Source organism: Bradyrhizobium daqingense, assembly GCF_021044685.1.
GTDB lineage: Bacteria > Pseudomonadota > Alphaproteobacteria > Rhizobiales > Xanthobacteraceae > Bradyrhizobium > Bradyrhizobium daqingense.
The window spans coordinates 648,691-662,580 of sequence record NZ_CP088014.1 but is presented as its reverse complement, the minus strand read 5'-3'; the positions used below and the strand labels follow the sequence as shown (position 1 = coordinate 662,580).

The 13,890-nt window shown below is 63.6% G+C and carries 12 protein-coding genes and 1 pseudogene; 7 read left to right on the top strand and 6 right to left on the bottom strand.

Annotated features, from left to right (window positions below; translation table 11 throughout):
• The first annotated feature begins 36 nt into the window (after positions 1–36).
• Positions 37–528, top strand: a complete 492-nt coding sequence (locus LPJ38_RS03000) for an MmcB family DNA repair protein (RefSeq protein ID WP_145638383.1) — start codon at positions 37–39, stop codon at positions 526–528.
• Positions 529–724: 196 nt separating this feature from the next.
• On the opposite strand, the gene LPJ38_RS02995 is transcribed toward LPJ38_RS03000, so the two are convergent.
• Together LPJ38_RS02995 and LPJ38_RS02990 are read right to left on the bottom strand one after the other, a co-directional pair.
• Complete coding sequence (locus tag LPJ38_RS02995; protein WP_167520598.1) at positions 725–1,279, bottom strand: ActR/PrrA/RegA family redox response regulator transcription factor; 555 nt, start codon at positions 1,277–1,279, stop codon at positions 725–727.
• Positions 1,280–1,382: 103 nt separating this feature from the next.
• Positions 1,383–2,705: an ActS/PrrB/RegB family redox-sensitive histidine kinase gene (locus LPJ38_RS02990; RefSeq protein ID WP_145638674.1), complete on the bottom strand. Its 1,323-nt coding sequence runs from the start codon at positions 2,703–2,705 to the stop codon at positions 1,383–1,385.
• 106 nt (positions 2,706–2,811) lie between these two features.
• Here LPJ38_RS02990 and LPJ38_RS02985 point away from each other — a divergent pair, with 106 nt between their 5' ends.
• The 4 genes from LPJ38_RS02985 to LPJ38_RS02970 all read left to right on the top strand — a co-directional run bounded on the left by LPJ38_RS02985 (position 2,812) and on the right by LPJ38_RS02970 (position 7,230).
• Complete coding sequence (locus LPJ38_RS02985) at positions 2,812–3,615, top strand: ABC transporter ATP-binding protein (protein ID WP_145638388.1); 804 nt, start codon at positions 2,812–2,814, stop codon at positions 3,613–3,615.
• 289 nt (positions 3,616–3,904) lie between these two features.
• Complete coding sequence (locus LPJ38_RS02980; protein WP_145638390.1) at positions 3,905–4,723, top strand: ABC transporter permease; 819 nt, start codon at positions 3,905–3,907, stop codon at positions 4,721–4,723.
• Between the two features lie 121 nt (positions 4,724–4,844).
• On the top strand, positions 4,845–6,173 hold the full coding sequence (locus tag LPJ38_RS02975; protein ID WP_145638392.1) for a polyhydroxyalkanoate depolymerase: 1,329 nt from the start codon (positions 4,845–4,847) through the stop codon (positions 6,171–6,173).
• A gap of 217 nt (positions 6,174–6,390) precedes the next feature.
• Positions 6,391–7,230 (top strand): M48 family metallopeptidase, encoded by an 840-nt coding sequence (locus LPJ38_RS02970; RefSeq protein WP_145638394.1) that lies wholly within the window; start codon positions 6,391–6,393, stop codon positions 7,228–7,230.
• Positions 7,231–7,411: 181 nt separating this feature from the next.
• Here the strand turns inward: LPJ38_RS02970 and LPJ38_RS02965 are convergent, their stop codons facing one another.
• On the bottom strand, positions 7,412–8,077 hold the full coding sequence (locus LPJ38_RS02965) for a hypothetical protein (protein WP_145638395.1): 666 nt from the start codon (positions 8,075–8,077) through the stop codon (positions 7,412–7,414).
• 406 nt (positions 8,078–8,483) lie between these two features.
• Positions 8,484–10,694 (bottom strand): transglycosylase domain-containing protein, encoded by a 2,211-nt coding sequence (locus LPJ38_RS02960; RefSeq protein WP_145638397.1) that lies wholly within the window; start codon positions 10,692–10,694, stop codon positions 8,484–8,486.
• 167 nt (positions 10,695–10,861) lie between these two features.
• On the opposite strand from LPJ38_RS02960, the gene LPJ38_RS02955 reads away from it, so the two are divergent.
• Positions 10,862–11,287 (top strand): DUF1330 domain-containing protein, encoded by a 426-nt coding sequence (locus LPJ38_RS02955; RefSeq protein WP_145638399.1) that lies wholly within the window; start codon positions 10,862–10,864, stop codon positions 11,285–11,287.
• A 178-nt stretch (positions 11,288–11,465) separates the two neighbouring features.
• Here the strand turns inward: LPJ38_RS02955 and LPJ38_RS02950 are convergent, their stop codons facing one another.
• Positions 11,466–12,689 carry an ABC transporter substrate-binding protein gene (locus tag LPJ38_RS02950; protein WP_145638401.1) on the bottom strand — a complete coding sequence of 408 codons (1,224 nt, stop codon included), beginning with the start codon at positions 12,687–12,689 and terminating at the stop codon, positions 11,466–11,468.
• Between the two features lie 142 nt (positions 12,690–12,831).
• Positions 12,832–13,188: a DUF1304 domain-containing protein gene (locus LPJ38_RS02945; RefSeq protein WP_208750584.1), complete on the bottom strand. Its 357-nt coding sequence runs from the start codon at positions 13,186–13,188 to the stop codon at positions 12,832–12,834.
• A gap of 98 nt (positions 13,189–13,286) precedes the next feature.
• On the opposite strand from LPJ38_RS02945, the pseudogene LPJ38_RS02940 reads away from it, so the two are divergent.
• Positions 13,287–13,816: pseudogene (locus tag LPJ38_RS02940) on the top strand (methylated-DNA--[protein]-cysteine S-methyltransferase).
• The last annotated feature ends 74 nt before the right edge of the window (positions 13,817–13,890 follow it).

Here is a 13,890-nt window from a genome sequence, read left to right as displayed (position 1 = left end):
TGTCCGCCTCTCAGGGAATCGGTTATCCTCGCTCGCATGAACAACACCGCCCGGAACATCGCGCTCGTGCCGCCGCCGGATCGCCGCCAGTCGGAGACGGCGCTGGCGATCGCGCGCGGCACGGCGCGGCTGCTCCGCTCGCTCGGCTTCTCCTGCATCAGTGAACTGCCGCTGCCATCGGGCCGGCGTGCCGATCTGGTCGCGCTGAACGAGCGCGGCGAGATCTGGATCGTCGAGATCAAGTCGTCGGTCGAGGATCTGCGCGCCGATCAGAAATGGCACGAATACCGCGCCCATTGCGACCGGCTGTTCTTCGCCTTCACGCAGGATCTGCCCTGCGAGATCTTTCCTGAAGACACCGGCCTGATCGTCGCCGATGCCTATGGCGCGCACATGCATTGCGAGGCGCCCGAGCACAAGCTCGCCGCTGCCACCCGCAAGCAGATGACGGTGCGGTTTGCGATGGCGGCGGGCTTGCGGCTCAACCGCCTGGTCGATCCGCAGGGTCACGCGGATTTTTGGGAGTAGGACAATCTCGTGTCCCGGACGCGCTGCAGCGTGCAACGCTGCTGCGCAGAGCCGGGACCCAGAAGGCGGCCATCCAAGCAGAGCCGGGGCACGAGTGCCGTAGGGTGGGCAAAGCGTAGTGTGCCCACGTCTTTGCAAAATGTGGAGAAGAACGGTGGGCACGGCGCTTTGCGCCTTTGCCCACCCTACGGCGCCGTTACCGCGGCGCGCGCTTGGCCAGGATACGCTGCAGGGTGCGGCGATGCATGTTCAGCCGGCGCGCGGTTTCCGAGACGTTGCGGTTGCACATCTCGTAGATGCGCTGGATGTGCTCCCAGCGGACGCGGTCGGCCGACATCGGATTCGCCGGCAGCTCGGATTTCTCCGCGCTGGTCGACAGCAGCGCCGCGACGACGTCGTCGGCGTCGGCCGGCTTCGACAGATAGTCGATCGCACCCATCTTCACCGCGGTTACGGCGGTGGCGATGTTGCCATAGCCGGTCAGCACGATGGCGCGCGCATCGGGGCGTTTCTTCTTCAGCGCCGAGACCACGTCGAGACCGTTGCCGTCGCCGAGCCTGAGGTCCACCACCGCGAAGGCCGGTGCGGACCTGCCGATCTGCGCAAGACCGTCCGAGACGGTGTCGCACGATGTCACTGCAAAGCCCCGTGTCTCCATCGCGCGCGACAGCCGCTCCAGAAACGGCTTGTCGTCTTCCACGATGAGAAGCGAGCGGTCGGTCTGTTCGTTCAGGTCGGCGATGGCGTTCAAGGTGTTGTCCTTTTTCCAGCGCATTGACATATGGCGTTGCGATCGGTCGATGCCAAGGCGGCAAATAGTCGATCGGCGCCGTTGTGCGACGCAAGGTCGCGCCTTATCCTATTGTTTCTTCGAGCGTCTCGATAGTCTCAAAACGCTGCCTGGGCCATGTGATCTGGACCACCGCGCCGTGTTCCGGAAAGGTCCGGTTGGTAAACGAGACCTTGGCGCCGGTGCGTTCGAGCAGTGTACGCGCGATGAACACGCCGAGCCCGAGGCCGCGCCGCTCGCTGCCACCATCATCCTGCGGGCGCCGCCGCGACAGATAGGGCTCGCCGATCCGGTTGAGGATATCAGGCGGGATGCCGGGTCCGTCGTCGGAGATCACAAGCTCGATATGATCCTTGTTCCACCATGCGTTCACCTCGACGGTGGTGCGGGCGAAATCGACCGCGTTCTCGACGATGTTGCCGATGCCGTAGAGGATGGCCGGATTGCGTGAGCCGACCGGCTCGGCCGCGACGGCCACGGCGATCCGCACCTTGATCTCGACGCCGAAATCGCGGTGCGGCGCCACCACCTCCTCGATCAGCTCCGACAGCTTCATGCGATCGAACGGCGCGCCGGTGGAGGAGAGCTGGGTGATCTTGCTCAGGATGTCGCGGCAGCGCTGGGTCTGCTCGCGCAAGGTCTTCAGGTCGGCGGCGATGCTGGCGTCCTTCACCGTCTTTTCCAGCTCGCGCGAGATCAGGAAGATGGTTGCGAGCGGCGTGCCGAGCTCATGCGCGGCCGCGGCGGCCAATCCGTCGAGCTGGGTCAGATGTTGCTCGCGCGTCAGCACCAGCTCGGTGGCAGCCAGCGCGTCCGCGAGCTTGCGCGCCTCCTCGGTCACCTGGAAGGAATAGAGGCTGGTGACGCCGATCGCGAGCGCGATCGAGAGCCAAACGCCGACGAGATAGACCGGCGGCAGCACCAGGGGATCGTCGGCATCCCACGGCAGCGGTGCATGGTAGAAGAACAGGATCGAGGCGCAGGCAACAGCCAATAGGCCAAGCCCGAAGGTGAAGCGGGCCGGCAGTGCCGTGGCCGAGATCAGCACCGGCGCGAGGAACAGGAACGAGAACGGGTTCTGCAGGCCGCCGGTGAAGAACAACAGGCCGGCCAGCTCGACGATGTTGAGCGCAAGCAGGCCCGCCGCCTGCATCGGCTCCAGCCGCTGCATTGGATTGGCCGCGGTCTGGAGCCCCAGATTGAGTGCCGCCGACAGGGCGATGATGCTGACACAGGGGACGATCTCGACGTTGAACTCCAGGCCCTGCGCCACGATGAAGATCGCCGCGAGCTGGCCGAGCACGGCAAGCCAGCGCAGCCGCAGGATCGTGTCCAGACGGATATGCCGCTGCGCGTGGTGAAAGTCGGAATCGGCAATTTCGGTCATATCGGCCAAGGGGCGGTGCCTTCTCATTCACAAACACTGGGCTTGCGGAACCACCCTGGATTACAAGCCTTGCGCTATCGGCTGCAATAGCAGAAGAACGGCCAGCATGACCGAGAATGACAAGGCTTCAAGTCGGCCGACTGTCGCGGATCGCAATCCTTCCGCGGCGATCGCGGTCGATCATCTCGTCAAGGTCTACAAGCAGACCCGCGCCGTCGACGATATCTCCTTTTCGCTTCCGCGCGGCAGCATCACCGGGCTGCTCGGCGGCAACGGCGCCGGCAAGACCACGACCATCGCGATGATCATGGGCCTGGTGCTGCCGACCTCCGGCCGCGTCGAGGTGCTCGGGCATCGTATGCCGGAGGAGAGCGCCTCCGTGCTGGGGCGGATGAATTTCGAGAGCCCCTATGTCGACATGCCGATGCGGCTGACGGTGCGGCAGAACCTCACCGTGTTCGGCAAACTCTATGCGGTGAAGAACCTCGCAGGCCGCATCGCGGAGCTCGCCGAGGATCTCGACCTCACCGATTTCATCGATCGCGCCAACGGCAAGCTCTCCGCCGGGCAGAAGACCCGCGTCGCGCTGGCGAAAGCGCTGATCAACCAGCCCGAACTGCTCTTGCTCGACGAGCCGACCGCCTCGCTCGATCCTGACACCGCCGACTGGGTGCGCGCGCATCTGGAGCGGTACCGCAAGCAGCACGACGCCACCATCCTCCTCGCCTCGCACAACATGCTTGAGGTCGAGCGGCTCTGCGACCGCGTCATCATCATGAAGCGCGGCCGCATCGAGGACGACGACACGCCAGAGGCCATCATGGCCCGCTACAATCGCACCACGCTGGAGGAAGTGTTTCTCGACGTCGCACGCGGCCGCGTGAACGGTGCGAAGGAGGCGGTGCGGTGAGGAAACCGTGGCTGCTCCTTTCGTCATTGCGAGCGCAGCGAAGCAATCCAGAATCGTTCCACGGAGGGATTCTGGATTGCTTCGTCGCATCAGCGCAAAATTGCTTTGCAATTTTGTCGCGAGCTCCTCGCAATGACGACGTGGTTAGACTGCGCAGCTACTGCCGTAGCCCGGGTGAGCCAACGGGTCGGCGCGAAGCGCCGCCCGATGACAGGCTCCGCGATACCCGGGACAGTTGCCGGCAAAGTCCCGGATGTCGCTTCGCTCATCCGAGCTACAGGGGACCGCGATGACCGACATCTCCCTCCGCCGCGGCATCTCCATCCATCGCATCGGTGCGATGATCCTGCGCTATTGGTACCTCCTGATGTCGTCCTGGCCGCGGCTGCTCGAGCTGCTGTACTGGCCGGCGTTGCAGGTCATCACCTGGGGCTTCCTGCAGGCCTACATCGCCGAGAACGCCAATTTCTTCGCGCGCGCCGGCGGCACGCTGATCGGCGCCGTCATCCTCTGGGACATCCTGTTCCGCGGGCAGCTCGGCTTTTCCATCTCGTTCCTGGAGGAGATGTGGGCGCGCAATATCGGCAATCTCATGATGAGCCCGCTCAAGCCGATCGAGTTTCTGCTGTCGCTGATGGTCATGAGCCTGATCCGGCTTGCGATCGGGATCATCCCGATGACCCTACTCGCGCTGTTCATGTTCCACTTCAATGTCTATGCCCTCGGCCTGCCGCTGATCGCGTTCTTCTGCAATCTGATCTTCACCAGCTGGTCGGTCGGCATCTTCGTCTCGGGCCTCGTGCTGCGAAACGGCTTAGGTGCCGAGAGCATCGTCTGGACCTTGATGTTCGCGATCCTGCCGCTCGCCTGCGTCTACTATCCCGTCAGCGTGCTGCCGGTCTGGCTGCAATACGTCGCGTGGGCGTTGCCGCCGACCTATGCGTTCGAGGGCATGCGTGCGCTGCTGATCGAGCAGACCTTCAGGACCGATCTGATGCTGGAGGCGTTGGTGATCAACGCGGCCCTCCTGGCTGCATCTTTTGCAGCATTCCTTGCCCTTTTGCGCAGCGCCAAGCGCCACGGCTCGCTGCTCTCGGGCGGGGAATAACGTCACTTTCCCGTGGATTCAGGCGGTTTTTGCCGTTCTGCTTACGTAGATGTACGGAACCATGCATTGACGCAATATTGCGCATTCGGCAGTATGTTGCGATGCGAAGAGGAATATAACGATGCCTATTGGTGAGTTTGGCGGCGCGCCGCCCCTGGCTGCAGAAGGCAGTCCGGTTCTGACGACGCCGATGTACTGGATGTACGAGATGGCTCAGGCCTCTCTCAATCCGGCACGTGCGGTTACGGACGCGACCAGGCTCCTGTTTCAGAATCCCCTCAATCCCTGGGCGCGCACCGAGGTCGGCAAGTCGGTCGCCGCGGCCTGCGAATTGTTCGAGCGCACCACGCGCCGCTACGGCAAGCCGGAATGGGGCCTCCACGACACCGAGGTCAACGGCATCCGCGTCCCCGTCGAGATCCGCTCGGTCTGGGAAAAGCCGTTCTGCCGGCTGCTCTATTTTGATCGCAAATTCGCTCGCCCCCTGCGCAGCCCGCAGCCGCGCGTGCTGATCGTGGCGCCGATGTCCGGCCATTATGCGACGCTGCTCCGGGGCACGGTGGAAGCATTCCTGCCCGCGCATGAGGTCTACATCACCGATTGGGCCGACGCCCGCATGGTGCCGCTCAGCGACGGCCGCTTCGATCTCGACGATTACATCGACTACGTCATCGAGATGCTGCACGTCCTCGGCGGCAACACCCACGTCATGGCGGTATGCCAGCCCTCGGTGCCCGTCGTTGCCGCGGTCTCGATCATGGAGGCGCGGCGCGATCCCTTCGTGCCGACCTCGATGACGCTGATGGGTGGCCCGATCGATACCCGCCGCAATCCGACCGCGGTGAACAATCTCGCCCAGGAGCGCGGTATTGACTGGTTCCGCAATCACGTCATCACCAAGGTGCCGTTCCCGCATCCGGGCATGATGCGCGACGTTTATCCGGGATTCCTGCAGCTCAACGGCTTCATCAGCATGAATCTCGACCGGCACATGGACGCCCACAAGCAGCTCTTTGCCAATCTGGTGAAGGGCGACGGCGACCTGGTCGACAAGCATCGTGAATTCTACGACGAATATCTCGCGGTGATGGACCTCTCCGCCGAGTATTACCTCCAGACCGTCGACACCGTGTTCGTGAAGCACTCGCTGCCGAAGGGCGAGATGACCCATCGCGGAACACGCGTCGATCCCTCCAAGGTCACGCGCGTCGCGTTGATGACGGTCGAAGGCGAGAACGACGACATCTCCGGTCTCGGTCAGACCGAAGCAACGCACGCATTGTGCAGCTCGATCCCCGATCATCGCCGCGTTCATTACGTCCAGAAGGGCGTCGGACATTACGGCGTGTTCAACGGCTCGCGTTTCAAGTCCGAAATCGTGCCTCGCATCCATGACTTCATGGTTTCGGCTGCAAATCCGGCTTCGTTGCAGGCGCTCGCGGCCGAATAATCGCGTTTTCGGCTTTCCCGTCGAAAATCCGGGGCGCTTTTCGAGGGCTCCGGGGGATCAAGTTCCCGCGAGATTCGCGGTATTCAGGTAGCTTTATAGGAGTGAGTCACGACTCACCTCTTGGGGGTGCCGCATGCATCCAACGGGGGCGAAAAAAGCCGGTTCCAACCCCAGTCTGTAGGGTCTCCCGGACGCCTGACCGCTGTATATTGGGCAAATGATTTGTTTTTGCGCCGAGCGCTTCCCTTGGCGGCGGTTATGGCAGAATCCGGGCGCTCTCCTGCCCCCCGGACTGACAGACATGGCCACCCGCGCACTCCTTTATCGTCGGCCCCACGAACCGAAGACCCTTGTCATCACCCATGGATCGCAGTTTTTTGCGATCCGCTTGCGTCGGCACAGACGCGCGCGCCGCTACACGCTCAGAATCCATCCGAGCGATCGCGAAGCCATCCTGACCATGCCGCCCCGCGGCACGCTCGCCGAAGCAAAGGACTTTGCGCAGCGTCACGGTGCGTGGATCGCCGCGCGCCTCGGCCGCTTGCCGAAGGCGGCGCCGTTCCAGCCGGGCACGGTGATACCGCTGCGCGGCACGCCCCATCGCATCGTTCATCGCGCAGGTACCCGCGGCACGGTCTGGACCGAGATGCGCGACAGCGGTGAACGCATTCTCTGCGTTGCCGGTGGGCTCGAGCATGTCGATCGCCGCGTCAGCGACTTCCTCAAGCGCGAAGCGCGCCGCGACCTGCAGCGCTCGGCGGAAAGCTACGCCGCCGAGCTCGGCGTTCGCGTCAAGCGTCTCTCGATCCGCGACCAGTCCAGCCGCTGGGGCTCCTGCACCTCAGCCGGCTCGCTGTCCTTCTCCTGGCGCCTGATCCTCGCGCCGCCCTTCGTGCTCGACTACCTCGCCGCGCACGAGGTCGCTCATCTCGTCGAGATGAACCACTCGCACCGATTCTGGCGCGTCTGCGGCAAGATCTGCCCCTCGATGGAACGCGCCAAGAAGTGGCTCGACACGTACGGCAATGATCTGCACCGGTACGGGGTCGAGGATTAGGCCTCGCTCTCGCCTCTTCCGAGGCTGTCTTCGCCCGCGAAAGCGGGCGATCCAGTATTCCAGAGACAGTTATTGTTCATCTGAATGGCCGCGGCGTACTGGATTCCCCGCCTTCGCGGGGAATGACAGCTGAGAATGAGGCGGCGTCCTCATGCCGCGATGCGTATCCTCGTTCCAACGCTCACGCACTGAGATCCGCACTCGTCCCCGGCTGTTTGCGTGACGCCAGATATGACGATTGGCGCTGCGCGATGGCGTTCTGGCTCTCCGCCAGCATGGCCTGGAAGGCCGCGTCGAGCTGTTCGCGGCTGTAAGTCGTGGACGTGCTTTCGCGCGGCGTCCACTGCGATTGCGTGATGGCGGTGGGCGCCTTCTCGACGGTGCCGCCGAGGAGCCGAGCGTAATTGTCGGCTCGCCACTGTGCCAGGTCGGGTCCAACCAGGCCAGGAGGATCCTCGAGCTTGCCGATCTTTCCGGCCGCCGCGTTGGTCATCGCCGAGGAGCCGCCGTTGTAAACCGTAGCAACCACCTCGCCGTCGACCTTCACCTGCGCGTAGGTGTTTTGAGGCGCGTCGTCCGAGACGACCGGCTGAGTTGTGGCCGCGTCGTGAGTCCTCAGCCAGTTCATTGCCATCAGATCGCGCAGGACCGGATGATCCGCCACGGATATCGGCTTCGCTGTTTGCAGCGGCTTCACTTGGGAGACGTCAACCCGGAAGTTGCTGACCGCCGCGTCCATCGTCCCTGTCGCCTCTGAAACCACCGGGTTGAGACCCGACGATGCGTTTGAAGCGGACGATGCGGGACGCAGATGAGGCAACGCCGCGCTGGATAGACTTGAAATCATGGGACGCTCCCCTGGCACTTGCTCAACTTGAGAGCAAATCTCGGGCCGCTGATGCGAGCTTGAAGAGACTGATGTTTTTGCTCTCAAGGAGCTGCTGCACCGGTCAAACCTGCCGCGATAGGCAGGACCTGCCGAAGCTTCGGCGCGATAACGGATGCCAGCCCAGCACACACTGTCATCGCCCGCGAAGGCGGGCGATCCAGTATTCCAGAGACAGTGGTTCTTAGCCGAGAAGCCGCGGCGTACTGGATTCCCACCTTCGCGGGGAATGACGGCGGCCTGGCAGCGCGAGCTTCAACCCCGCAGTGCTGTCTCCGCAAGCTGTTGATTTTGCTAGCGCCGGCTACTGTGCATGGGGTTGTTTTCGCAGCTTTTGTTATGAGGCCCCAATAACCTCGCCCCGAAGCTATCGGTTTCCGCCAAACAGCCGGTCCATCAGCCAGCCGTCGAGCCCTGCGGCAGCCTCAGGCCGGACATTGGCGCGCGTCGGTGGCGGCGGGCGATAGCCGCCATTGTTAGACGGAGCCGGTGCGATCGCCGTGGGCGGTGACACCTGCGAGGCCGCCTGCGCGAGGTTCGACAGGCCCCAGCCACCTGATGTGCTCGGCAACGCCGCCACCGGCACGCCTTCGTGCGCCGTCTTCATGAAGCGCGTCCAGACTTCCACAGGCAGGCCACCACCGGTGGCCTTCTTGGTCGGCGAGTTGTCGTCATTGCCGAGCCAGACGCCGGTGACGAGGTTGGCGGTGTAGCCGATGAACCAGGCGTCGCGATAATCCTGGCTGGTGCCGGTCTTGCCGGCCGCTGGCCAGCCCGGAATCTCCGCCTTCTTGGCGGTGCCTGAAATCAGCGTCTCCCGCATCATCGCATTCATCATGCCGACATAGCGGGGATCGACGACCTGATTGCGCTCCTCCGGCTGGCGCATGTAGAGCAGCTTGCCGCTGAGCGTCCTGATCCGCGTGACGACATGCGGCGCCACCGCGAGGCCACCATTGGCGAACGGCGCATAGGCGCCGACCAGTTCGACCACGGAGACTTCGGAGGTGCCGAGCGCAATCGAGGCGTTGGGCTCGAGCTTGGAGGAAATGCCGAGCCGGTGTGCGGTCCGCACCACGTTCTTCGGCCCGACCTCGAGGCCGAGGCGGATCGCGACGGTATTGAGCGACATCGCCAGCGCCTGTGTCAGGGTCACCGAGCCGAAATATTCGTGGGTGTAGTTCTCGGGCCGCCAGCCCTTGACCTCGATCGGCGCGTCCTGGCGCATCGTGTCGGGCGTCAGGCCCTGCTCGAGCGCGGTGAGATACACGAATGGCTTGAACGAGGACCCCGGCTGGCGCTTTGCGGTGACCGCGCGATTGTACTGGCTCTCCGAATAGTTCCGCCCGCCGACCATGGCGCGCACGGCGCCGTCGGGCGTCATGGCGACCAGCGCGCCCTGGCTGACGTTGAACTTCACGCTCTTGGCCGCGAGCTCGTCGATGATGGCGGCTTCCGCCAAGCTCTGCAGCTTGGGATCGATGGTGGTCTCGACCTTGATGCTTTCGTCGATCTGGCCGACCAGGTCGTCCAGCACCTCGCCGATCCAATCGGCGACATAGTTGATCGTGCCGGCGCCGACCGGCTTGACGTTGTAGGAGGGATGGCCGATCGAAGCCTTGGCCTGCTCATCCGTGATGAATTTGGCATCCGCCATGGCGGCGAGCACGAGCTGCGCGCGCGCCTCTGCGCCTTCCGGATTGCGGTTCGGTGCAAGGCGCGACGGCGACTTGACGAGGCCGGCGAGCATCGCCGCTTCCGCGACCGTCACGTTCTTCGCCGACTTGCCGAAATAACGCTGCGCCGCAGCTTCGACGCCATAGGCGCCGGAGCCGAAATAGACGCGATTGAGGTAGAGCTCCAAAATCTCGTTCTTGGAATGCTTGCGCTCCAGCCAGATCGCGAGCTCCACCTCCTGCAGCTTGCGCTGCATGGTGCGCTCCTGGGTCAGGAACAGGTTTTTGGCGAGCTGCTGCGTCAGAGTCGAGCCGCCCTGCGACACGCCGCGATGGAGCACGTTGGTGACGAGGGCGCGTAGGATGCCGACCGGGTCGATGCCGTAATGCGAATAGAAGCGGCGGTCCTCGATGGCGATGAACGCCTTGGGCAGATATGGCGGCAAGTCCTTCAGGGCGACATTGGCGCCGGCCATCTCGCCGCGCTGCGCCAGCATGCTGCCGTCGATGCCGACGATCTGGATCGTCGGCGGGCGCTTGGGAATTTCCAGCGACTGGATCGGCGGCAGATGGGCGCCGACATAGATCACGACGCCGATCACGGCGATCACGCCCCACAGGCTCAGCACCGCGCCCCAATAGACCAGGCGGCCGAGGCCGAAGCCGCCGGCCGTCTTCGCGCGGCGTTTCGCACCGCTGCGGCTGGCCTGCGCCTTGCGCTCGCGCGGCGGCTCGTCGCCGGCATCCTCGCTCTTGCGCTTGGCGGATGATTTCGCTGTTTTCTTCGGCTTGTCTTCGCCGCCGGGGACGCGGTCCGCTGCGGTCAGACGCAGATCGGAAAGCGCCGCGGGCAAGCCGAACAGCGGCTCTTTCCGCCCACCCATTTTCTTTCCCCACGCCATACGCAAAACGTCCGGTCAGCCCGCCCCGCCGCACGCTAGCGGTCGCTGTTTAAGGCCGGGTTACCCCGGCGTTAACGCGCGATTAGGAGGTGAGGCATTCGGCCGCCGCAGTTCCGCATCCGCGGCGGCGAAGCTAGGATCGCGGCCACAAGAACGAGGGAACGCCCATGGGCCATATCGATCCGACCAAGGAGATCTTCGCGCAGTTCCGGGAGAAGGACCGCCCCGGACCGATCCACATGCTCAATCTGGTGCGCCTGCGCAACGAGGCGGCCTACCCCGATGGCCGCAAGGCGAGCGGCGCGGAAGCCTATGCGGCGTATGGCCGCGAAAGCGGCCCGGTGTTCGAGCGCCTCGGCGGCCGCATCGTCTGGCAAGGCCGATTCGAGCTGATGCTGATCGGCCCGCAGGACGAGCGCTGGGACCATTGCTTCATCGCCGAATATCCCAGCGTTGCCGCCTTCGTCGAGATGATCCGCGATCCCGTCTATCGCGAGGCGGTGAAGCACCGCCAGGCCGCGGTGGAGGATTCGCGGCTGATCCGGCATGCCGTATTGCCGGTCGGCAAGAATTTTGGCGAGATACCGTCCTGAACGTCATGAGGCGAATCTCCGTCCATCGTCATGGCCGGGCATAGCCGTCCGAAGGACGGCGTCGCTTCCGCTCGCCTATGACCCGGCCATCCACGCCTTCCTTTGCTTGCTCCAAAACGTAGATGCCCGGGACAAGCCCGGGCATGACGTCGTCGAGGCAGATGCGTTCTGGCCTGGTCTAACCCGACGGGCCCGAGTCCTCGATGATCGGTCCGAACAGCTCCCAGCGTTCGCCGTTGAACTTCATCATCTGCATCTGCTTGTTGACGCGGTAGTCGTTCGGCCCGGTGTTGATCTTGATGCCGGGCAGGGCGAAGCTCGGAGTGAAGTCCTTGATGTTGGCGACCTGCCTCATGATGTTCTCACGCGTCAGGTCGTCGCCGCATTGCTTCAGCACCTGGACCAGCAGCTCGGCCACCGAATAGGCATAGGTGTTGACCGTGTTGAGCTTGTCGCCTTCCGGGAAATACTTGTCCATGAAGGCGAAGAAGGCCTTCACGCCGGGATCGTCCTTCCACTGCGGATCGCTGGGCTCCTTGCCATATTGCGTCGAGATGATGCCCTTGGAGATCTCGAGGCCGGCCGGCTTCAGCGTTGCCGAGATCGGGCTCGCATTGATGTCGAGGATGTGCACCGGCGTCCAGCCGAGGTCGGCGAGCTTCTTGATCGCCTGTGCCGCAAACTTCGGCGTCGAGGCATCGAAGAACACGTCGACACCCATCGACTTCAGCTTCACGACCTGCGAATCCACCGTGGGGTCGGTAACCTCGTAGGAGACTTCGCCGACGATCATGTTGGCCTTGTCGCCGAGGCCGCTCTTGAGGCCCGCGAGATAGTCGCGGCCCATGTCGTCGTTCTGGTAGAGCACGCCGATCTTGGCGTTGGGGTGATTGGCGAGAATGTATTTTGCGTAGATTCGTCCCTCGGACACGTAGTTGGGATTGTAGGCGATGGTCCAGGGATAGTTCTGGGGATCGTTGAAGCGCGCCGCGCCAGTCGAGGCCAACAGCTGCGGCACCTTCTTGCCGTTGAGATATTTCTGCACGGCGGCGTTGGCCGCGGTTCCGATCAGCTGGAAGGTGAACAGCACCTCATCGCCTTCGACCAGCTTGCGCACCTGCTCGACCGTCTTCGGCGGCGAATAGGCATCGTCATACTGGATCAGATTGATCTTGCGGCCGTTGATGCCGCCCTGATCGTTGATCATCCTGAAATAGGCGGCCTGGGTCTTGCCGATGTTGGCATAGACGGAATAGGCGCCGGAGAACGGCACGGTCTGGCCGATCTTGATCTCGGTGTCGGTCGCCCCGGTGTCGTATTTCTTCTGGGCGAGGGCTTGGCTGGCCGAAAACGTGACGGCGAGCGCTGCCGTGGCAGCTAGGAAGGCTCTACGATTATTCATATTGGGATGTTCCTCCTGACGGAATTTCCGGCCGATGGTCTTTTCCCGTCGATTGCAACGGTCGCCATCGCTGCTGAAGATTGTGGAGGAAGGTACAGCTCCGCGCAAGGAGCGCGACGCTGCGCCGTAGCGTCAAACCGTCTTAGGTCAGGAACAATGCCGCCAACGCGATCGCTGCCGGCAGCGCCTGCACCATCAGGATGCGCGAGCTGACGGTCGCGGCGCCATAAGCGCCAGCCACGATCACGCAAAGCAGGAAGAACACCTTGATCTGGAATGCGAAGGCCGGATTGCCGTGGACCAGGCCCCAGATCAGGCCGGCGGCGAGGAAGCCGTTATAAAGGCCTTGATTGGCGGCCAGCACTTTCGTGATCTCGGCCTTCTCGGGCGTGTTGCGAAACACCTTCAGGCCCAGCGGCTTGTCCCAGAGAAACATCTCCAGGATCAGGAAAAAGCCATGCAGCGCGGCGACCAGCGCCACCAGAAGATTGGCGATCAGATTCAAGTTGAGCTCCGCCAAAGCGTCAGCTTTCGGGTGGACGTTAGCACGGTCGGCGTGGCAAACGCGATGGCATGTTTCGATGCAATGGTGCCGTCATGCCCGCGCGATCAGCGAAATCCTCCGTCAGCTTCGGACTCGATCGTCTGTCGACGCCAATCGGGATCGCGCTGCTGATCACCGATGCCGAGGGCCACCTGCGCGCGCTCGATTGGGACGATTACGAGCATCGCATGCGTGAGCTGCTGCGCCTGCATCACGGAGCGGTGGAGCTGCGCGATCGGCCGGCACCGACGGGGATGCGGACTGCGCTGTCGCGCTATTTCGACGGCGAACTCAGTCAGCTCGCGGGCATCGCATGGCGTATCGCCGGCACGCCGTTCCAGCAGAAGGTCTGGACCGCGCTCGCGCAGATCCCGCCGGCACCACGATGAGCTACGGCGCGCTCGCCGCAAGGATCGACATGCCCAAAGCGATTCGCGCCGTCGGCCATGCCAACGGCTCCAATCCGATCAGCGTGGTGCTGCCCTGCCATCGTCTGATCGGCGCGGATGGCTCGCTGGTGAAATACGGCGGCGGCTTGGAGCGCAAGCGATGGCTGCTGCGGCATGAGGGCGTGGAGATTTAGATCTCTCCCCAGCGTCATTCCGGGGCGCGCGAAGCGCGAGCCCGGAATCCATATCCACCAGTCGTGGTTATGGA